At 70.8% G+C, this 20,787-nt stretch carries 14 protein-coding genes; 7 read left to right on the plus strand and 7 right to left on the minus strand.

All coding sequences use genetic code 11. The annotated features are described in order from the left end of the window. Window positions 1–3: 3 nt before the first annotated feature. Window positions 4–1,491 carry a protoporphyrinogen oxidase gene (gene hemG / locus IE107_RS13715; protein WP_189544016.1) on the minus strand — a complete coding sequence of 496 codons (1,488 nt, stop codon included), beginning with the start codon at window positions 1,489–1,491 and terminating at the stop codon, window positions 4–6. A gap of 126 nt (window positions 1,492–1,617) precedes the next feature. Here hemG and IE107_RS13720 point away from each other — a divergent pair, with 126 nt between their 5' ends. Both IE107_RS13720 and IE107_RS13725 read left to right on the plus strand, forming a co-directional pair. Then, window positions 1,618–2,589, plus strand: a complete 972-nt coding sequence (locus IE107_RS13720) for a DUF4349 domain-containing protein (protein WP_189544017.1) — start codon at window positions 1,618–1,620, stop codon at window positions 2,587–2,589. A 37-nt stretch (window positions 2,590–2,626) separates the two neighbouring features. After that, on the plus strand, window positions 2,627–4,012 hold the full coding sequence (locus tag IE107_RS13725) for an FAD-dependent oxidoreductase (protein ID WP_189544018.1): 1,386 nt from the start codon (window positions 2,627–2,629) through the stop codon (window positions 4,010–4,012). A 79-nt stretch (window positions 4,013–4,091) separates the two neighbouring features. Here the strand turns inward: IE107_RS13725 and hemE are convergent, their stop codons facing one another. Further along, window positions 4,092–5,165, minus strand: coding sequence for a uroporphyrinogen decarboxylase (gene hemE / locus IE107_RS13730; RefSeq protein WP_373302440.1), 1,074 nt, complete (start codon window positions 5,163–5,165; stop codon window positions 4,092–4,094). 91 nt (window positions 5,166–5,256) lie between these two features. On the opposite strand from hemE, the gene IE107_RS13735 reads away from it, so the two are divergent. From IE107_RS13735 to IE107_RS13755, 5 genes are all read left to right on the plus strand, one after another. Next, the gene (locus tag IE107_RS13735) at window positions 5,257–5,916 is read left to right on the plus strand and encodes a DUF3000 domain-containing protein (protein WP_189544020.1); all 660 of its coding nucleotides are present in this window, start codon (window positions 5,257–5,259) and stop codon (window positions 5,914–5,916) included. Window positions 5,917–6,185: 269 nt separating this feature from the next. After that, window positions 6,186–6,848, plus strand: coding sequence for a helix-turn-helix transcriptional regulator (locus tag IE107_RS13740; protein ID WP_024488613.1), 663 nt, complete (start codon window positions 6,186–6,188; stop codon window positions 6,846–6,848). 114 nt (window positions 6,849–6,962) lie between these two features. Continuing rightward, a complete protein-coding gene (locus IE107_RS13745) occupies window positions 6,963–8,237 on the plus strand; it encodes an HRDC domain-containing protein (protein WP_189544021.1) in 1,275 nt (424 codons plus the stop codon). 303 nt (window positions 8,238–8,540) lie between these two features. Continuing rightward, window positions 8,541–9,794, plus strand: coding sequence for a thiolase family protein (locus IE107_RS13750; protein ID WP_189544022.1), 1,254 nt, complete (start codon window positions 8,541–8,543; stop codon window positions 9,792–9,794). Then, window positions 9,791–11,920 (plus strand): 3-hydroxyacyl-CoA dehydrogenase NAD-binding domain-containing protein, encoded by a 2,130-nt coding sequence (locus tag IE107_RS13755; RefSeq protein ID WP_189544023.1) that lies wholly within the window; start codon window positions 9,791–9,793, stop codon window positions 11,918–11,920. The genes IE107_RS13750 and IE107_RS13755 overlap by 4 nt, the downstream gene beginning before the upstream one ends. A gap of 128 nt (window positions 11,921–12,048) precedes the next feature. On the opposite strand, the gene IE107_RS13760 is transcribed toward IE107_RS13755, so the two are convergent. From IE107_RS13760 to IE107_RS13780, 5 genes are read right to left on the minus strand one after another with little or no spacing between them, the layout of a single operon-like run. Next, entirely contained in the window at window positions 12,049–13,368 is a 1,320-nt protein-coding gene (locus IE107_RS13760) for a phosphodiester glycosidase family protein (RefSeq protein WP_229866901.1), read from the minus strand. Next, entirely contained in the window at window positions 13,350–14,093 is a 744-nt protein-coding gene (locus IE107_RS13765; protein ID WP_189544024.1) for a hypothetical protein, read from the minus strand. The genes IE107_RS13760 and IE107_RS13765 overlap by 19 nt, the downstream gene beginning before the upstream one ends. 13 nt (window positions 14,094–14,106) lie before the next feature. Then, window positions 14,107–14,901: a rhamnogalacturonan acetylesterase gene (locus tag IE107_RS13770; RefSeq protein WP_189544025.1), complete on the minus strand. Its 795-nt coding sequence runs from the start codon at window positions 14,899–14,901 to the stop codon at window positions 14,107–14,109. After that, complete coding sequence (locus tag IE107_RS13775) at window positions 14,891–19,444, minus strand: bifunctional glycosyltransferase/CDP-glycerol:glycerophosphate glycerophosphotransferase (protein WP_189544026.1); 4,554 nt, start codon at window positions 19,442–19,444, stop codon at window positions 14,891–14,893. Before IE107_RS13775 ends, IE107_RS13770 begins: the two co-directional genes overlap by 11 nt. After that, on the minus strand, window positions 19,441–20,682 hold the full coding sequence (locus IE107_RS13780; protein WP_189544027.1) for a CDP-alcohol phosphatidyltransferase family protein: 1,242 nt from the start codon (window positions 20,680–20,682) through the stop codon (window positions 19,441–19,443). Before IE107_RS13780 ends, IE107_RS13775 begins: the two co-directional genes overlap by 4 nt. Window positions 20,683–20,787 lie beyond the last annotated feature (105 nt).

Raw genomic sequence — 20,787 nt, forward strand, 5'->3', positions numbered from 1 at the left:
CGGCTATTGTCCCGCCTCGCTCCGTGTGCCCGTAACCAGGGTCGACGTGGCGATGATCTCTTCCCCGAAGCCGCCACCGAGCTCGGCCGCGATTTCGTCCGCGGCGCGGTGGGCGCTCGCGATGCACGCCGGGATGCCGACGCCGTCGTAGACCGCTCCGCAGACCCGCAGTGCGGGCAGCTTGGCGACCTCGTCGCGGATCCTGGCGACCCGGGAGAGGTGGCCCACGGGGTACTGCGGCAGTCCGCCCGTCCACCGGGTGACCTCGGTGTCCACGGGCTTCGCGGCCAGTCCGGTCGCCTCGGCGAGGTCGCTCAGCGACACATCGACGAGCTCGTGGTCCTCGCGGTGGATGTGATCCTCCTCGCCGTAGCGGCCGACGGAGGTGCGCAGCACGAAGAGGTCCGGGGCGGCATCGGCGACCCAGTTCCACTTGTGGGAGGAGAAGGTGGACGCCTTGATGGTGCGGCCGTCGACCGGGGGGACGAGGAAGCCGGAGCGGCCTTCGAGTGCGGTCGTGGTGGCGACGTCGGAGCGGCGGAAGGCCATGGTGACGAGCGCCATCGACGCGTACTCGACACCGGCGAGCTCGGCGGAGGCCACGGGGGACTCGGCGGCGAGCAGGGTGGAGGCGGACCAGGCCGGGGCGGCGAGCACGATGCCGTCGACGGCGATCACCCGGCCCTCCGTGCGGATGTCCCAGCCTTCGGCGGTACGGGTCAGGCCGAGGACCGGGGTGGCGGTCAGGATCTCCCCGCCCGCCGCGCGTACGGCGTCGGCGACCGCGCCGGGCAGGGTGCCGATGCCGCCGTCGATGCCCTGGAAGACCGGTCCGGTCTGCTGCCGGGCCGCGGCCCGCTCTTGGATGCGCCGGACCCCGTCGAGCAGCGAGCCGCCCTCCCGGGCCGCCTCGAAGAGCTGCGGTACGGCGGCGCGCATCGAGATCCGGTAGGCGTCGCCCGCGTACACCCCGCCGAGCAGCGGCTCCACGAGCCGGTCGACGACCTCGCGGCCCAGGCGGTCGGCGACGTACGCGCCGACGGCGACGTCGTCGCCGACCGGGGTCGGGGTGAGGTCGCGCTCCTGCGCGATGCGGGCGAGACCCTCCGGGGAGAGCAGTTCGCCGAGCGCCGCCGGGTCGCCGGGCACTCCCATCACATGGCCCTTGGGCATGGGCCGCAGGGCGTCGCGCGTCCAGACCGACGCGGCGGCCGTGGCGGGTGGCTGGAGCCGGTCGCCGAGCCCGACGTCGCGTGCCAGAGCCACCGCCTCCGGGCGCCGGGCGAGCACCGACTCGGCGCCCAGGTCGACCTGGGTCCCGGCGATCTCACCGGTCATGAGCTTGCCGCCGAGGCGCTCGGTGGCTTCGAGCAGGGTGACGCGCAGTCCGGCACCCAGGAGCCGGTGGGCGGCGGCGAGACCGGCGATGCCTCCGCCGATGACGACGACATGTCCGGTGCCCGGGACCGCGCGGTTGTGTGAACGCTGCATGCCCCCACTCTCTCAAACCCTTTCCGAGTCCCGAACGTGACTGCTTCGAAACCGTCATTCGGCAACCCGCACCCGGGGCCGGTACGTCGAACCGGCATCGTCAACGACCCGCCTTGGGGGGCAGTCATGCAGACCTACCGGTATCCCGGCCGTTCGTCCGTCCGTCGTCCGCGCACGCTTCTTGCGGCCGGCCTGGTGGCCGGCCTCCTCGCGCTGAGCGGCTGCGGCGCGTCGGACAGTGCGAGCGACGCGAGTTCCGGTGACAGCAAGAGGGCGATCGGCGCGGCCGAGCAGGGTGCCGCCGACGCGGCGTCGGGGAAGGCGGAGCAGGGGGCGGGCGGTGCGCCTTCGCAGAAGAAGAAGTCCGACGCCCTGCCCTCGGGCATCCATGTCATCCGTACCGCCACGCTCTCGGTGGAGGTGACGAACGTGCCGAAGGCGGCCGCGGTCGCCCGTTCGGTCGCGGAGAGTTCGGGCGGTCTGGTGGCGAGCGAGGAGACCGAGCGGGTCGACGACACGCATGACATGTCACATCTCGTGCTGCGCGTTCCGCAGGGCGAGTACGACGCGGTGCTCAAGGAACTCGCGGGCACCGGAAAGCTGCTGTCGCGCACCTCGTCGGCGAAGGACGTCACCGACCAGGTGGTCGACGTGGAGAGCCGGATCGCCACCCAGCGGGCGAGTGTGGCGCGCGTACGGAAGCTGATGGAGCAGGCCGGGAAGCTCAGCGACGTGGTCACGCTGGAGGGCGAACTGAGCAGCCGTCAGGCGACCTTGGAGTCGCTGCTCGCCCAGCAGGCGTCGCTGAAGGACCGCACGTCGCTCGCCACGGTCACCCTCGACCTCTCGGAGCCGGAGACGGTGGTGAAGGACGGCGACGACGACCCCGGCTTCCTGGACGCGCTCGGCGGCGGCTGGCACGCCTTCGTGACGATGCTGCTGTGGCTCGCGATGGCGGCGGGCGCCGCGGCCCCGTTCCTCGCCGCGCTCGCCGCGCTCGTGCTGCTGTGGCGGCTGCTGCGCCGTCGGCTGCCCGGACGCGGCAAGTCGCGGACGGCCGGGGCCGCCGGGTCCTCGCCCGCTCCCCCGGCGTCGTAGCGTGGTCCCTTCGGACTCGGTGTCGAAGGGACCAGGCATGACGGCGGAGCGACTGGTGGTCATCGGCGGTGACGCGGCGGGCATGTCCGCCGCGTCCCAGGCCCGCAGGCTCAAGGGCCCCGGCGAGCTGGAGATCGTCGCCTTCGAGCGGTCCCACTTCACCTCGTACTCCGCCTGCGGCATCCCGTACTGGGTCGGCGGCGACGTCGCGGAGCGGGACGCTCTCGTCGCCCGTACGCCCGAGGAGCACCGGGCCCGCGGCATCGACCTCAGGATGCGCACCGAGGTCACGGAGATCGATGTCGCCGGGCAGCGGGTGCGGGCGGTGGACCTGGGCACCGGCGAGGCGTACTGGACGGGCTTCGACAAGCTGGTGATCGCCACCGGGGCCCGGCCGGTGCGCCCGGTGCTGCCCGGCACGGACGCGCCCGGGGTGCACGGGGTGCAGACGCTGGACGACGGCCGGGCGCTGCTGGAGTCGCTGGACCGGGCGCCCGGCAGCAGGCGGGCGGTCGTCATCGGGGCGGGCTACATCGGTGTGGAGATGGCGGAGGCGATGCTGAAGCACGGCTTCGACGTGACCGTGCTCAACCGCGGCGAGCAGCCGATGGCCACGCTCGACCCCGACATGGGGCGGCTGGTGCACGAGGCGATGGACGGGCTGGGCATCACCACGGTCAACCGGGCCGAGGTCACCGCGATCCGCACCGGCCCGGACGGCCGGGTCCGCGCGGTCACCACGGGCGACGCCTCCTACCCGGCGGACGTGGTGGTGCTCGGCATCGGGGTGGAGCCGGAGACGACGCTGGCGCGTGCCGCCGGCCTCTCGCTGGGCCCGCACGGCGGCCTGCTGACCGATCTGTCGATGCGGGTCGTCGGGCACGACAACATCTGGGCGGGCGGCGACTGCGTGGAGGTCCTGGACCTGGTGGCGGGCCGCACCCGCCACATCGCGCTGGGTACCCACGCCAACAAGCACGGCCAGATCATCGGGTCCAATGCCGGCGGCGGCTACGGGACGTTCCCGGGGGTGGTCGGCACGGCGGTGAGCAAGGTGTGCGACCTGGAGATCGCCCGCACCGGGCTGCGCGAGAAGGACGCCCGCGCGGTGGGCCTTCGGTTCGTCACGGCGACGATCGAGTCGACGGGCCGGGCGGGCTACTACCCGGGGGCGCGGCCCATGACGGTGAAGATGCTCGCGGAGTACCGCACGGGCCGGCTGCTCGGGGTGCAGATCGTGGGCCGGGAGGGCGCGGCCAAGCGTGTGGACATCGCGGCCGTGGCGCTCACGGCCGGGATGACGGTGGAGCAGATGACCGCCCTGGATCTGGGCTACGCCCCGCCGTTCTCCCCCGTCTGGGACCCCGTCCTGGTCGCGGCCCGCAAGGCGGTGGCCGCGGTGCGCCGGGCGGGCACCGGCTGAACGCCCGGCGGACGGCCCTCGACCGCCCGGCCGAAGGCCGTCCGGCAGGCCCGGAGTGCCGGTGCCCGGCCCCGGCGGCTCAGCGTTCGGTGCTGGTGTGCACGTACTCGACGAGCCGGGTCAGCGCGTCCGGGTCCATCGTCGGCATCACGCCGTGCCCCAGGTTGAAGACATGGCCTTCGAGGCCGGCGGCCGCGTCCAGCACCTCCTGGGTCTTCTCCTCCACCGTCGCCGTGGGCGCGAACAGCACCGCGGGGTCGAGGTTGCCCTGGAGGGCCTTGCCGGGCCCGACCCGGCGCGCGGCCTCGTCCAGCGGGACGCGCCAGTCGACGCCGACGACATCCGCACCGGCCTCGCCCATCGGGCCGAGAAGTTCACCGGTGCCGACGCCGAAGTGGATGCGCGGGACGCCGTAGGGGGCGACGGCCTCGAAGACCTTCGCCGAGGCCGGCAGCACCGAGCGCCGGTAGTCGGCGGGGGCCAGCGCGCCCACCCACGAGTCGAAGAGCTGGACGGCCGAGGCGCCCGCCTCGATCTGCACCTTGAGGAAGGCGCCGGTGATCTCGGCGAGCCGGTCCAGCAGATCCGCCCAGAGCTGCGGGTCGCCGTACATCAGGGCCTTGGTGTGCTCGTGGTTGCGGGACGGGCCGCCCTCCACGAGGTAGCTGGCGAGGGTGAAGGGCGCCCCGGCGAAACCGATCAGGGGGGTGGCGCCCAGCTCGGCGGTGAGCAGGCCGATGGCCTCGGTGACGTAGCCGACGTCCTCGGGCGTGAGGTCGCGCAGCCGGGCCAGGTCGGCGCGGGTGCGGATGGGGTCGGCGATGACCGGGCCGACGCCGGGCTTGATGTCGAGGTCGATCCCGATGGCCTTGAGCGGTACGACGATGTCGCTGAAGTAGATCGCGGCGTCGACCTTGTGCCGGCGGACCGGCTGCATCGTGATCTCCGCGACCAGCTCCGGCATCATGCAGGAGTCGAGCATCGGGATGCCTTCGCGCACCTTCAGGTACTCCGGCAGTGAGCGCCCGGCCTGGCGCATGAACCAGACCGGCGTGTGCGGCACGGGCTCGCGGCGGCACGCCTTCAGGAACGCCGACTCATGGGTGGCGGAGGTCTTCGTCTGCTGGCCCATGGGGCGATCGTTGGCACTCACACCAGGAATCTTCGCACGAAGCCGTATGCACCCGGGCCCGCCCGGGTGTCCCTCCCTGCGCGAAGCGCCGGTTCCGCCTACTCTTCCCCGCATGGCTCCGGCTCAGGGACAGTTCTCCGATCAAACAGATGGCGCTGACAGCAAGGACAGCGAGGAGGGTGCTTCCGTCCCGCCCGCATTCCGGTCGGCGGTGGACGCGTTGCATGCGGCGCGGCTCCGCCCCGAGCTGGAGGTGGAGCCGACGCGGCCGCCCAAGCGGCTCGCTCCGTACGCGTACGCCCTGGAGGCCGCGGTCGCCGACGGCGAGGACGATCTCGCCGACGGCCGCCTCGTGCTGCTCCACGACCCGGCCGGGCACGACGCCTGGCAGGGCACCTTCCGCCTGGTGACGTTGGTGCGGGCCGAGCTGGAGCCTGAGATGGCCTCCGATCCGCTGCTGCCGGAGGTGTGCTGGTCCTGGCTGACCGGCGCGCTGGAGGCCCGCGGCCTGTCGTACGGGGAGGCGGGCGGCACGGTGACCCGGGCGGGGTCGCACTACTTCGGCGCGCTGGGCTCCAGACGTCCGGCGACCCAGATCGAGATCCGGGCGTCCTGGACACCGCGCGAGGGCCGCGGCGGAGTGCCGGACACGGGGGCGCACCTCATGGCGTGGGGCGATCTGCTGTGCCAGATCGCCGGGCTGCCGCCGTCGGGCCCCGTCGACGCGGCGGTGGTGAACCTCCCCCAGCGGCGCGGCCCGCAGGTCTGCTGACCTTTCTCCCTGACTTCTTCGCCGAACTTCATTTCTGGCCGAAACCTTCCCCCGCCGGTAACTGTGCGTCACATTCGTCGCCCAGTCACCGGCGTTCTTTTCGTACAATCGATCACATGTCCGATTTGCCCGAATTGTTACTCACGAAATCGTGATCTTCCCCTAAAGGAGCACGGTTCGGCTGCCGAAGAGGTCAATGACCCTTCAAGCACGGTTCGCCCCGGCTTCATCCCCGAGCCGGCCCGTCCCGCCACTCCCCAGGAGGCCTGGTGTCCGTTCTCCTAGAGCAGCCCGCAAGCCTGGTCGCCTACCGCCCGAACAAGCCGACGGCCATGGTCGTCGTGGCCGACCCGCGCGTCCGTTCCACCGTCACCCGCCATCTGTGGGCCCTCGGAGTACGTGACGTCATCGAGGCGTCGTCCATCGCGGAGGCTCGTCCCCGCGTCGGCAATCCGCGCGACATCTGCGTAGCCGACGTCCACCTGCCCGACGGTTCCGGGCTGACCCTGTTGTCCGAGACCCGAGCAGCCGGCTGGCCGAACGGCCTCGCCCTTTCCGCCGCCGATGACATCGGCGCCGTACGCAACGCCCTCGCGGGCGGAGTGAAGGGGTACGTCGTCACCGGCACACGTACCAATATCGGCCACCCCACCCGTCCCGGCGTCGCCCCCATCGGCGCCAACGCCGCCCGTATGCACCGTCGGCCCCCCGGCACCCCGAGCCACCCGGGCGGCTACCGCGAACTGTCCGGCCGCGAGGTCGAGGTCCTCCGGCTGGTGGCCGAGGGCCAGTCCAACAAGGCCATCGGTGTCTCCATGGGCCTGTCCGCCCTGACCGTCAAGAGCCATCTCGCCCGCATCGCCCGCAAGCTCGGCACCGGAGACCGCGCGGGAATGGTGGCCGTCGCCCTGCGCACGGGAATCATCCACTGACCCCGCGCTCCGGCCGGCCCGCGCAGGCACGGACCGGCCGGTTTGCATTCATCGGCGCCCGTCGGCGGAACGTTCCGTCGACGGGCGCCGTGCATACACGGATACCCTTGACACGTGACCGACGCCCAAGAGACCGCAGCAGACACTTCACTGCGAACCACCGGGGGCGCCCCCCCGGACGACGTCGCCCCGGCGCCGATCCCCTTGCTCGAACCTCGCGAGGGCATTCCCCCGGTGGTGGCGTCCGAGGAGGCCCTCGCCCGGGTGATCGCCGCCTTCGCGGCCGGCTCCGGCCCGGTGGCCGTCGACGCCGAGAGGGCCTCCGGTTACCGCTACGGCCAGCGGGCCTACCTCGTGCAGCTGCGCCGCGACGGCGCGGGCAGCGCACTGATCGACCCCGTCGGCTGCCCCGACCTGTCGGGCCTCGGCGAGGTCCTGACCGGCAGCGAGTGGATTCTGCACGCCGCCACCCAGGACCTGCCCTGTCTGCGCGAAATAGGGATGACTCCCACCGGGCTCTTCGACACCGAGCTGGCCGGGCGGCTGGCCGGCTTCCCGCGCGTCGGCCTGGGAGCCATGGTCGAGAACGTGCTCGGATACTCACTGGAGAAGGGCCACTCCGCCGTCGACTGGTCCACCCGCCCGCTGCCCGACCCCTGGCTGCGCTACGCGGCGCTCGACGTCGAGCTGCTGATCGACCTGCGCAACTCCCTGGAGGACGAGCTCGACCGGCAGGGCAAGCTGGAGTGGGCCCGCGAGGAGTTCGACGCGATCGCCTCGGCCCCGCCCGCTCCCCCGCGCAAGGACCCGTGGCGCCGCACGTCGGGCATGCACAAGGTCCGCCGCCGCCGCCAGATGGCGGTGGTACGGGAGCTGTGGACGGCACGTGACCAGGTCGCGCGACGCCGTGACATCTCGCCGGGCAAGGTGCTGGGCGACGCCGCGATCGTCGAGGCGGCGCTCGCGCTCCCGCCGAACGTCCAGGCGCTGACCGCGCTGCCCGGGTTCGGCCACCGGATGGGGCGTCGCCAGCTCGAGCAGTGGCAGGCGGCCGTCGACCGGGCCAAGGCGCTGCCGGACGCAGAACTCCCCCAGCCCGGCCAGACCCTCGCCGGTCCGCCGCCGCCCCGTGCCTGGGCGGACAAGGACCCCGCTGCGGCAGCCCGGCTCTCGGCCGCCCGCGCCGCGGTGTCGGAGCTGGCAGAGCGGCTGCACATGCCGCAGGAGAACCTGATCACCCCGGACACGGTGCGCCGGGTCTGCTGGGAGCCGCCCAGGAATGTGACCCCGGACGCGGTGGAGACCGCGCTCGCCGGGTACGGGGCGCGGCGCTGGCAGATCGAGCAGGTGGCGCCACTGCTGTTCCGCGCGCTGACGCCGGCGGCCTGAGGCCCTTGGCCGGGGGCGTAATCGCGCCAGGTTGTGCGGCCGGTGGCCGGGTGGTGTTCCCGATCGCCGGACGGGCTGATTTCAGCCTGTCCGGCGATCGGCGTTTTCGGGCCCGGTCCCCACGCACCTGCGCCGCGGTCCGGGGCGGAGGGGCCCGCGCGCCCGGCCCGCCCGCATGTGACCTTCGCCGCTCCCGCCGTGGGGGGTGGGCAGTCTGGTTACCCGCAAGTAGCATGATGGGGGCGGCGCGCTTCGGGGCGTGCCGCGCAGCAGTGCCATCCCGCACCCTGGAGGAGAGCCACCGTGCCTCGTACCATCCGGGACGTCGTCTTCGTCGACGGCGTCCGTACCCCGTTCGGCAAAGCGGGCCCGAAGGGCATCTACCACGAGACCCGCGCCGACGATCTCGTCGTGAAGGCCATCCGGGAGCTGCTGCGCCGCAACCCGGACCTGGACCCCGCGCGGATCGACGAGGTCGCCATCGCCGCGACCACGCAGATCGGCGACCAGGGCCTGACGCTGGGCCGTACCGCCGGAATCCTGGCCGGGCTGCCGCAGTCCGTCCCCGGCTACTCCATCGACCGCATGTGCGCGGGCGCCCTGACCGCCGTCACCTCGACGGCCGGCTCCATCGCCTTCGGCGCATACGACGTCGTCGTCGCCGGTGGTGTCGAGCACATGGGCCGCCACCCGATGGGTGAGGGCGTCGACCCGAACCCGCGCTTCGTGTCGGAGAAGCTGGTCGACGAGTCCGCCCTGTTCATGGGTATGACCGCGGAGAACCTGCACGACCGGTACCCGCAGATCACCAAGCTCCGCGCCGACGAGTACGCGGTCCGCTCGCAGGAGAAGGCCGCCAAGGCGTACGCCGACGGCAAGATCCAGCAGGACCTGGTGCCGATCTCGGTGCGCCGCACCGCTGCGGCCGACAGCGGTTCCGCCGCGGGCTCGGCCGGCGAGACCGGCTGGGGCCTGGTCACCGCCGACGAGCCGATGCGCCCGGGTACGACCCTGGAGTCGCTCGCCGGGCTGAAGACCCCGTTCCGTGCCCACGGCCGGGTCACCGCCGGTAACGCCGCCGGTCTCAACGACGGCGCCACCGCCTCGCTGCTCGCCGCCGAGGACGTCGCCCGCGAGCTGGGCCTCCCGGTCAAGATGCGCCTCGTCTCGTACGCCTTCGCGGGCGTCGAGCCGGAGGTCATGGGCTACGGCCCGATCCCGTCGACCGAGAAGGCCCTGGCCAAGGCCGGTCTGACCATCGACGACATCGGCCTGTTCGAGATCAACGAGGCGTTCGCCGTCCAGGTGCTCGCGTTCCTCGACCACTACGGCATCGCCGACGACGACGCGCGCGTCAACCAGTACGGCGGCGCCATCGCCTACGGTCATCCGCTGGCCTCCTCCGGTGTGCGTCTGATGACGCAGCTGGCCCGCCAGTTCGAGGAGCAGCCGGAGGTCCGCTACGGCCTGACGACGATGTGCGTCGGCTTCGGCATGGGCGCGACGGTCATCTGGGAGAACCCGCACTTCGACAAGGCAGACGGAGGCAACAAGTGAGCTCCACCACTGAGCTTCTGAAGGGTGCGGCCGAGCTGTTCCCCGACGAGGTCGTCACCCAGGCGCACGTACGCCACCTGGACCTCCCGGCCGGTGCGGGCCGCTTCGCCCTCATCACCCTGGACAACGGCCTGGACCACACCAAGCCGACCACCTTCGGACCGCAGTCGCTGGCGAACCTGAACACCGCCGTCGACCAGGTCGAGAAGGAGGCCGCCGAGGGTGCGATCACCGGTGTCGGCATCACCGGCAAGCCGTTCATCTTCGCGGTCGGCGCCGACCTCAAGGGCGTCGAGCTGCTGAAGAACCACGACGACGCGCTGGCCATCGGCAAGGGCGGCCACGACGTCTTCCGCCGCCTGTCCGGCCTCGCGGTCCCGACGTTCGCGTACTACAACGGCGCGGCCATGGGCGGCGGTGTCGAGGTCGGTCTGCACTGCTCGTACCGCACCGTCTCCAAGGCGCTGCCCGCCTTCTCGCTGCCCGAGGTCTTCCTCGGCCTGGTCCCGGGCTGGGGCGGCTGCGCGCTGCTTCCCAACCTGATCGGCGCCGACCGCGCGGTCTCGGTCATCATCGAGAACTCGCTGAACCAGAACCGCCAGCTGGGGGGCAAGCAGGTCTTCGAGCTCGGGATCGCCGACGCGCTCTTCGACGGCGCGGACTTCCTGGAGCAGTCGCTGATCTGGACCGCGAACGTGCTGAACGGCACGGTCGTGGTGGAGCGTCCCGAGGTCGACCGCGGTGACGCCTGGGACCAGGCCGTCGCACGGGGCAAGGCCATCGCCGACTCCAAGGTGCACGGCGCCGCCCCGGCCGCGTACCGCGCGCTGGAGATCATCGCCGCGGCGAAGGACGGCGACCTGGGCGCCGGCTTCGATGCCGAGGACCAGGCCCTCGCGGACCTGATCATGGGCGGCGAGCTGCGCTCCGGGATCTACTCCTTCAACCTGGTCCAGAAGCGCGCCAAGCGCCCGGCCGGTGCCCCGGACAAGAACCTGGCCCGCCCGGTCACCAAGGTGGGCGTCGTCGGTGCCGGTCTGATGGCCTCGCAGCTGGCGCTGCTGTTCCTGCGCCGCCTGGAGGTGCCGGTCGTGCTGACCGACATCGACCAGGAGCGCGTCGACAAGGGTGTGGGCTACGTCCACGCCGAGATCGAGAAGCTGCTCGGCAAGGGCCGGATCAACCAGGACAAGGCCAACCGCCTGAAGGCCCTGGTCTCCGGTGTGCTGGACAAGGCGGAGGGCTTCTCCGACGCCGACTTCGTCATCGAGGCCGTCTTCGAGGAGATCGGCGTCAAGCAGCAGGTGTTCGCCGAGGTCGAGGCGGTCGCCCCGGCACACGCGATCCTCGCCACCAACACCTCGTCCCTCTCGGTCACCGAGATGGCGTCGAAGCTGAAGCACCCCGAGCGGGTCGTCGGCTTCCACTTCTTCAACCCGGTCGCGATCCTGCCGCTGCTGGAGATCGTCCGCGGCGAGCAGACCGACGACGCCTCGCTGGCCACGGCGTTCGGTGTGGCGCGGAAGCTGAAGAAGACCGCGGTGCTGGTGAAGGACGCCCCGGCGTTCGTCGTCAACCGCATCCTCACCCGCTTCATGGGCGAGATCCAGAACGTCATCGACGAAGGCACCCCGGTCGAGGTCGCCGAGAAGGCCATCGAGCCGCTCGGCCTGCCGATGTCCCCGCTGGTCCTCCTGGAGCTGGTCGGCCCGGCCATCGGTCTGCATGTCTCCGAGACGCTGAACCGCGCCTTCCCGGACCGTTTCACCGTCTCCGAGAACCTCGCGGCGGTCGTCAAGGCCGGCAAGCGCGGCTTCTACGTCTACGACTCCGGAAAGCCGGAGCTGGACCCGGAGGTCGCCGCGCTCCTGAAGCAGGGCGATGTCGTCCTGTCCGAGGAGCAGGTCCGCGACCGGGTCCTGGACGCGGTGGCGCAGGAGATCGGTCTGATGCTGGACGAGGGCGTCGTCGCCGAGGCCCAGGACATCGACCTGTGCCTGATCACCGGCGCGGGCTGGCCCTTCCACCTGGGCGGTATCACGCCGTACCTGGACCGTGAGGGCGTCTCGGAGCGGGTGAACGGCAAGAAGTTCCTCGCGCCGGGTGTGGCGAGCGTTCCGGCGTAACACCGCCGGCCGGCAGTACCGGAACGGGCCGTACGGAGACCTCTCCGTACGGCCCGTTCCTGGCGGGGCGTGGGTCCGCCCGGGAGAGGCCCCGTACGCCCCGCCCTGTGCCGTGACACAGGTGTGCGTCAGCGCGGTACGACGGCCAGGGCATCGGCCACCGCGCGTTCCCGGACCGGTGCTCCCTGAGCGCTCCTGGGCCGGTTGCGCAGCCGTCCGTTCACCACCATCGTGGTGGAGCCTCCGCCGTCGAGGTTGATGGCGTCCCGTGCTCCCAGGGAGCGCAGGACTTCCGCCGCTTCCCGCAGCGTGACGCCCGCGCTGGCGGGGCTTCGGCCGTCGAAGACGGTGAGGAGGAGCGTGCCGTCCGCCTTGACGGCGGCGACCGTGCGCGGCTGGCGCTCGGACGAGGTGTCGCCGGTGAAGCCGTTGGCCACGCCGTTGATCCATGGCTCTCCGCCGCGCAGCAGCGCGGGGCCCGCTCCCAGCACGGACCCTCCCGGCGCGAGAATGCTCCGTCCGCTCCCGTCCGTCACGTGTGTCCGCCGGACGACCGGCAGTCCCTGACGTGCGTGGCTCCGTAGCCAGTCGGCGCCCTCCCCGATCCCGGTGAGGGTGGAGCCGGTTCGCGGGATCTCGCCGCCGGCGGGGCTGCGGAGCTCCGTCACGCGCCCGCCCTCGTCGAGCACGGCCTCCGTGCTGCCGGGTGCGCCGGGGGGTGAATGCGCGCCCCAGTCGGGCGTGAAAGCGACGATCTCGCTCTCGTCCAGGCAGAGTCGGTTGTGCCGGGGCCGCTGCTCCGGCAGCCCCGTAGCGGCCGACCGGTCCCCGCCGGTGCCCCCGCAGCCGACGATTCTGCCCGGTACCCGGTCGACCCCGTCCAGCTCGCGTGCCGCCCCGTCCGGGGCGGTCAGCCCCATCACGGAACGCACCTCGTCGATGCGGGGGCGGCCGCCGGGAGGGGGCAGGATCAGTGCGGTCCGGCCGTTCGCCGCCTCGCTGAGCAGCCGGCCGTCGACCACGAGAACGCCCAGTGGATCTCCTGGATAGCCACTGAAGACCGGGGAGTCGGCGGTGTCGAAGAAGGAGCCGTTCACCGCGGCCACGGCTCGTTCGCGCCGCGCCATCCGGTGCACGGTCTCGGTGGTCGCGAGATGGCCGCCGACGACCGGCCTCACCGTGACCCGGGCGGACGGGCGGACGGTCACCGTGCCGATGGAGACCTGCGCCCCGTCCGCCAGCCGACGGGTGGTCCACTCCGCTTCCACCCCGCACGGCAGGCTCTGCCCGCATGCCCCGGCCGACGGGGACGGGGACGCTCCCGGCAGGTCGTCGCGCCGGGCGGGACCGTGCCCGGTGCAGCCGGTGGCGACAGCCGCCAGCGCCAGCAGGACCGCGCACCACCGCACGAGGCGTTCCCGGTGCGGCCTCACGTTGCCGGTGCCCACCCTCCGAGCACTCCGGGTGTCGCGCCGAGGTCTCCGACATGGACCGTCACCCGGCCGGAGACCAGGCGTCCACCGCCGGCGTCGAGCACATAGTCGAACCAGTCGTAGCCCAGATGCCGGGAGAACGGCTGGTACGACACCGCTCCGTCCACCTCGGCACTCGTCACCCCGTGCCGGGCGGGTCCGACACCGACCAGCCGGACGTCCTCGCCCATCCCGGCGGTGAGGTCGGTCAGTACTCCCCGGTGTCCGGGCACCACCGTCATGCTCCGTCCCTGCGGAGGCAGCGGGGCGATCCTGTACCCGTAGTTCTTCAGGGAGAACGTGGTGGAGGTGAGGCCTTTTCCGCCGTCGGCGATGATGCCCGCGCGAAGGACGGGAACGAGGAAGGCGTCGGGCGCGACGTGCCGGTTCACCCGGAGCGTGAACCGGGCGACGCGCTCGACACCGGGGCCCGTCGATGTCGCATACCGGTCGCCCGAGGGCAGCAGGCTCATGCCCGCCATGTTCTCGATGGTGGCGACCGAGTCGAAGGAGTCGGCCATGAGGTACCCGTAGTAGCGGGTGCCGTCGCCCTGCGGGGTGAGGATCCACTCGAAGTCGATCTGCCGGCCGGGCTCGACGGGCAGCCGGGGGTCCGCGTCGGACCGCAGCTCCATGTGCGCCACGACCGAGGGATTGTCCTGCTGGACGCTGCGCATTCCGGTGAGGGTGAAGGTGCTCATGATCGTCCGACTCTCAGTTCGAGCCCAGTGTGCGTGACTTGGTCAGCTCGGCATGTGTCTCCTCGTCGAGCCAGGTCACCCATTCCGGAGGAAAGTCCGCGCGGTCGAGGTTGATGGCCCAGTGCGGCGGCACGATCCGCTGCTCCACCAGCGCGTAGGCGACATAGCGTGCACACGCGATGGCCCCCTGCGGCGTCATGTGACCGGGGTCGTGGAAGCCCTCCGGGTAGTTCGGGTGCTCCTGCGGTTCGAGGTGGATGAAGAAGGGACGTACGCCCTCCGGCCCCAGCCCCTCCCACCAGCTGTGGCTCTGGCCGTAGAGATCGATGTACGGAACGCTGCACTCGGCCGCGAGGTCGCGCATCGCCATCGGGTACTCCGTGATGCTCCTCGGCATGTTGCCGTGCACATCGTGGGTGTCCCGTTCCGGCGGGCTGATCAGCACCGGGTGGGCATTGCGTTCGCGCGCGCCGTCGACGAACTTGCGCAGATGGTGCGGGAAGTCGCCGTAGGCCTCCGTGCGGAGCCACTCCTCCGGCTTGGCGTCGTTGATGCCGAAGGAGGTGAACAGGTAGTCCCCGGGGCGGATGTGCCGGAGGATCCAGTCGAGCCTGCCCCGCTCGCTGAAGGTGCGGGCACTCGCTCCGGCCCGTGCGCAGTTGACGATCTCCACCTCCTGCGAGCTGAGGAAGAAGTGGAGCACCTGGCCCCAGCCCGTCATGGGTGCCTTGCTCGCCTCCCGCGTCACCGCGGCGGAGTCGCCCGCGAGGAAGATCCGGCGGGGCCCGCCCTGCCAGTCAGACCGCACGGTCCCACCCCTCCTCGTACGTCCCTCGGCCCGCCGTGTGCACGGCCGTCCGGCCGGCGTCCGGTGCGCTCCGCGTGTCGTCGTCCGGGTGCACACGGGCGGCGGGCAGCGCGGCCACCGGCCCCGAGGGGCCGAGATCGGCGGCGCTCGCCGTCCCCAGGTCGTCGATCGCCTCGTAGACACGCTGGCAGTTGCCCGCTCCGCGGTGCGCGAAGAACTGCTCCGCGCGCTCGCGGTAGGGGCTCTCGACCGTGAAGTTCCTGGCCATCGAGGCGATGATCTCGTCGACGGCCTGGTCGACCGTACGGCAGACCGGGCCGAAGCCGTGCTCCGTCAGGTTGAAGTAGCCCCGCTTGTAGTGCCGTCCGTAGAAGTCCTCCTCGTCGAAGGGCACATGGACGAGCGGGATCCCCATGTAGGCCACGTCGAAGAAGACGGACGAGTAGTCCGTGACCATGAGGGAGCATTCCTTCATGGCTTCCTGGACATTGCGCGTCCCGGGGTCGGCGACCTCGATCGCGGGGGAATCGATCCGGAAGTTGTGCAGGTAGGGCCGGATCTCGTAGTGCGGGAAGAACTCCAGGTCGACGCCGAAGTGCTCCAGGGCCGCGACGAGCCGCCGGTCGGAGAGCAGCGACCGGTAGAACCGGAAGTACTCGGACTGGGTGAAGGCCGTCTTGGCCGGACCCGCGGACTTCTTGTAGGAGGCCGTGACGATCCACTGCCGCCAGGTCGGCATGAGCAGGATGCGCGGACGCTCTCTCGGCTCGCGCCGCAGCGCGTCGAACCTGGGCAGGCCCGCCAGCACCGCGCGGTCGCCGAAGCCGGCCTCGCGCGCCAGATAGGCGCGTTCCTGACGGCCCGTGGTCACGATCATGTCGTAACTGGTGATCCGCTGGTCCACACCCGATGTCACGTCGTTGTAGATGATCCCGTGCTGGAGGAAGACCCGTTGGTACTTCAGCAGCTCACCGAACCGGTGCAGGAAGAGCACCTTGCGATAGCCCTCGGGCAGCAGGTACGACTCGGAGTCGTACGAGCCGATCAGCTTGGTCGCATGCAGCAGATACATCCGGTGCTTGAAGGAACCGAGCTTGATCACCCTGCCGTAGGGGGCGACCTTCTTGTAGTCGGGCGAGTTCCCGTCGATGACGTAGTACGCCTTGCGCCGCTTGCGGTGCGTCCGCATCCACTTGAAGAAGTGGTACGAGTTGTCCTGGGCCGTGTCCGACCGTTCGCCGATGAGCCAGATCTCACGGCGGTTGAGGAACGGATGAACGAGCCAGTAGGCCAGACGCATCCGCCAGCCCGGGTTGCGGGTCCTGAGAATGCGGATCTCACGGGACATCCGCCACAGCAGGTGCTTCGCCCGCGCGCCGGCCTTCCGGTCGACGAGGCGCAGGTGCAGCGCGTCCTGGCCCCCGATGGTCAGCATGTAGGGGTAGCCGGCGATCCGGCCGGGGCCCTTCAGCCGGTGCAGCGGGAGGCGCGCCTTCATGACGACGTTGCGCTGCCTCGAATGATCCACGCGGTGCACTCGGAGCCGGAAGTCGCCGACCCCGAATCCGCTGCGCGCGAGGTCCTTGACCGGGATCTCGGCGTACCAGCCGGCGTACAGGTCACGGCCGTTGCGGGTGTTCCACAGGTCGCGGCGGGCGACCTGGCACAGGGGCACGACGATCTTGGCGTGCGCGGTCTGGTAGACGAACTCCAGCGGGTTCTCCATGGGGCCGCTGATGTTCATGCCGGGGAAGGCCAGGCAGCCCTCCACGACCAGCACATCGCCCCGGGTGCGGACCGATTCGACGACGACGTTGGGGTCGTTGACGCGGGCGGTCCGGGTGTTCCGGGCGCCTCCGGGGAAGGTGCGGTGGAAGCCGTCGTCGTCGATCTCCAGCGCCAGCGGGGCGTTCTCCAGCGCCGGTTCCGGGTTGCAGAAGAGCTCGAAGTTCCCGCTCTTGGCCGCGTAGTGGTCGAGCTGCTGAGCGGGGTTGGTGGCGTATTCGAGGATGACGTCGTCGGGTATCTGCGCGTAGTGGCGGCAGATGTCCGGGAACATCTCCTCCAGCTGTGTCCTGCCCATGACGTTACGGGCGTTGCACAGGAAGCCCTTGTAGGTGCGGGTCACATAGCGCTGGAACATGTGCCGGATGTCGGCCCGCTCGGCCGCGGTGTAGTCCAGCAGGAAGTGGTTGAGCCGCAGGTGGTCCCGGTAGTTCGCCGGCTTGCTCCACAGGGAGTCCATGATGGAGGAGCCGTCGGGGCGCCCGCGGTAGTAGTACACCGGACGGTCGACCAGGCTGATGGCGTTGGCCCGCAGCATGCTCGGCAGCGTGACCCAGGAGTCCTCGAAGTGGACTCCTTCGCCGAAGCGCACCCCGAGCCTTCGCAGCAGCTGCGTGCTGAACAGCTTGTTGCACGCGGATCCGCTGAAGATCAGGTCGGGTACCGAGGCGAAGTCCTCGATGAGGCGGTCGCCCTGGCCGAAGTACTGCTTCCAGGGTCCGTAGGGCCGGTCGGGGAAGTTCACCAGGTCGCCCACGACCAGCTCTGAGCCGTCCCGCCAGGCCGCCTGGAGCATGTGCGACAGGGCCCGTTCGCCGAGGATGTCGTCGGAGTCGAGGAAGGTCACATACGGTGCGGTGACCCGGTCCAGGCCGTTGTTCCGGGCGTTCCCGAGTCCGCCGTTGGTCTGGTGGACGACCGTGACGTTGGCGTAGTACTGCGCGAAGTTGTCGAGGATCCGGGGCGTCTCGTCGGTGGCGCCGTCGTCCACCAGAATGACCTGGGTGGCGGCGAAGCCCTCCTGGGCCGCGATCGAGCCGAGGCAGTCGTCGAGGTACTTGGCCACGTTGTAGCAGGGCACGACGACGGCCATCTCGAAGGGGTGGTCGAGGCGGTATATCGGCGGGTGGAGCCGGTCGCGCCACCACATCCACGGCGCGTCGGGGTCGTTCTGCGCGGACTCGAAGGTCCTGCGTCCCGCCGTCGCCGCCCGCAGGGCGAGGTTGCCGCTGACCGTGCGGTAGCCCTCCAGCTCTTCCCCGTTCGCCGAGAAGGCCAGCCCGGAGAGTTCCACGTCCCGTACGTTGAGCGGGGAGCGGGACCTGGCTCGGTTCCACTCGACGACGACCGATACGTTCCAGACCGTGCTCTCGGAGAATTCGTCGCCGAGGACGGAGGGCAGGTCGACGGTCCCCCCGAAGTGGACGTACCGTTCGCCGATCTCGGTGCCGTCGACCGGGACCGTGACGTCCTTCTTCGTATGGCGGTTGCGCACGGCCAGGGTCAGCTTGACGTCGTGTCCGGGCTCGATCCGCCCGAAGCGGTTGACCAGCCTGCCCTCGAAGCGGAGTTTCCCGTCGCGCACGGACCACTCGTCGAGCTGGGCGAAGAGCGGTTCCTGGGCGAGCCTGGCCGCCGAGAGGCCGAGCTCCGTCACGTCGAGCATGCGCCGGGCGTCCGGCAGGTGCAGATGGTCGCCCGACCAGTACACCCGTCCGTCCTCCTCCACGAGGAAGGAGGAGAGCACACTCTTTCGCTGCACGTAGTCGAGCGTGGTGAGCGCGGCCTCGATCTCCTGGTACATGACGAGGTAGGCCCTGACCCGGTCGACCGGGTCGCACAGTTCGAAGGCCTCGTCGCTGATGGAGAAGAGGTAGTTGCTCGCGATCTCGGCGAAGCCCTGCTGGAACTCCGGGTCCCCCTCGGCCAGCGCCCGCATGTACAGGCGCAGGTCGTGCGCGAGGAACTTCGAGTCCTTTCGGACCTTGAGCTGCCACAGGCCGCGGTCGAGCAGGAACGCGTCCGTCGCCCGGTGCACCGCGACCCGGTCGCTGATGGAGCGCAGCTCGCCCGTGCGGCCGGTGATCGATCCGCCCTCGGGCTCCCACATCCACCGGTAGACGGGGTCGGTGATGACGGTGATCCCGTCGGCGAGGCAGCCCGCCACGGTGGAGAAGTACGTGTCCTCGTAGAAGACCCCCTCCGGGAACCAGACCCCGCCCGACCTGAGGAAGTCGACCCGGTACAGCTTGGCCGCCGCGATCGGGTCGGCGAGCATCAGCGGGAACTCCACCAGACCGGGCACGGTGCGCGCCAGCGCGTACACCTCGGGGGCCCAGCCCTCGCTCTCGCCGGTGGCCCGGTTGACCCGGACGGCCTTGCCCGCGGTGATGTCGCTGCCGCTCTCCAGCGCGCCGGCCAGCAGCAGCTCGCAGGCGCGGGGCGGCAGCTCGTCGTCGGCGTCGAGGAACATCACGTACCGGCCGGCGGCCTGGGCTATGCCCAGATTGCGGGGCGCACCGACGCCGCCGCTGTTGGTGGGCCGGCGGAGCACCCGGACACGGTGGTTGGTCCCGGCGAAGTTCTTGACGACATCGAGGGTGTTGTCCGTGGAGGCGTCGTCGACGACGAGGACCTCGACCAGCTCGTACGTCTGGTTGACGGCGGACTGGAGCGCCTTGCCGATCGTCGTGGCCGCGTTGTACGCGGGGATGACCACCGTGACCCAGACGTCAGGCGTGTCCTGTTCGTGGTTCATCCGACGCCCCCTCGATCGCCCGGGTATCCATGCGTGGGCGGCACGGCATAGGGGGCGTAGACCTGCTGCTGCCCCTGTGCCGGGTGGTCGTGCCCCTGCGTCCCCAGCGGCCGGTACATCTGCGTCGGCTGCTCCGGGGCCGGCCGGACCTGCGTCCCGTACGAGGGGTAGGGCTCGGGGTACGGCTGGAATCCGGGGTCCTCGTAGGGCGGCGGTGCCTGGAACGCCGGGTCGGCGAGCGGGTCGCCCTGCACACCGCGGCGGTGCCGGCCCCGGTGGAGGTGGGGGGCGATGGAGCCCGCGCCGGACGGGGTCTGCGACAGCTCGGCCATCACACGGGTGAAGTCGCGGGTGGAGAGCCAGAACTTGTACATGATGATCAGCTCGAAGATCCCCAGCAGGATCGCGGAGACCACGGTGGTCAGGAGGATCCGACCGATCAGGGGCCCCACGATGAAGACGAACATCTGGAACTCGATGCCGCTGATGAGGTGCGGCCTGATACGGCTGCGCAGCAGCGCCTGCCGCACCCGCAGGTACCAGGGGAACCGGTGGCGGAACTGGGCGTGCAGGTCGACCACCTGACCGGCGCCCGCCTGTTCCTTGAGCAGTTCGGCCTCGGCCTCGGGGTTCTCCCGCAGCAGGTCCTCCATGAACCGGATCTGCTGTGCCTCGGGCTCGGCCTGGTTCTCGCCTGCGGCCGCGCGTTCCGCCTCGCGGCGTTCCTGGGTGACCTTCTCGATCTTCGTCCGCATCGACATGCGCATCTTGTAGATCTGCAGCGCGTCGACGTACCGGAGCATGTCGAGGAAGACGACCATCAGCGCGGCGAGCAGAAACCTTTCATCACCGTTGCGCAGGTACTGCCCGCCCATCAGGGCGAGGGCGCAGAAGAGCACCCTGATGCGGTCGAAGACGTAGTCGAGCCAGCCACCGAAGACGGTGCCGTTGCCCTTGAGCCGCGCGAGCTTCCCGTCGATGCAGTCGAGGATGAAGCTCAGGTGGTAGAGCGCCGCCCCGATGATCAGGGACTGTGTGTCGCCCTTGAGGAAGAATCCGGCGGAACCGAGGCCGACGAACAGCGCCGCCCACGTCACGCGGTTGGGCGTGATGAAGTTGAACCGCGCCATCACGATGAGCATCCGCGTGGCCACGGGGTCGACCAGAATCACCGTCCACCACGCGTCACGCTTCTTGCAGGTGAGCTTCTGGACAGCACGCAAGGACAGCTTGGCCATAACCCCTCAGTCACGAGAACGACAGCGGCAGGCCCCCGTCCATCCATACAGAGCCGAGGGGCAGTCGAATGTTCACGAGACTCCCCCGAACCCTTCACATTGAAG

Origin of the sequence: Streptomyces gelaticus (assembly GCF_014649535.1) — a bacterium.
In the GTDB taxonomy this organism is placed as follows: domain Bacteria; phylum Actinomycetota; class Actinomycetes; order Streptomycetales; family Streptomycetaceae; genus Streptomyces; species Streptomyces gelaticus.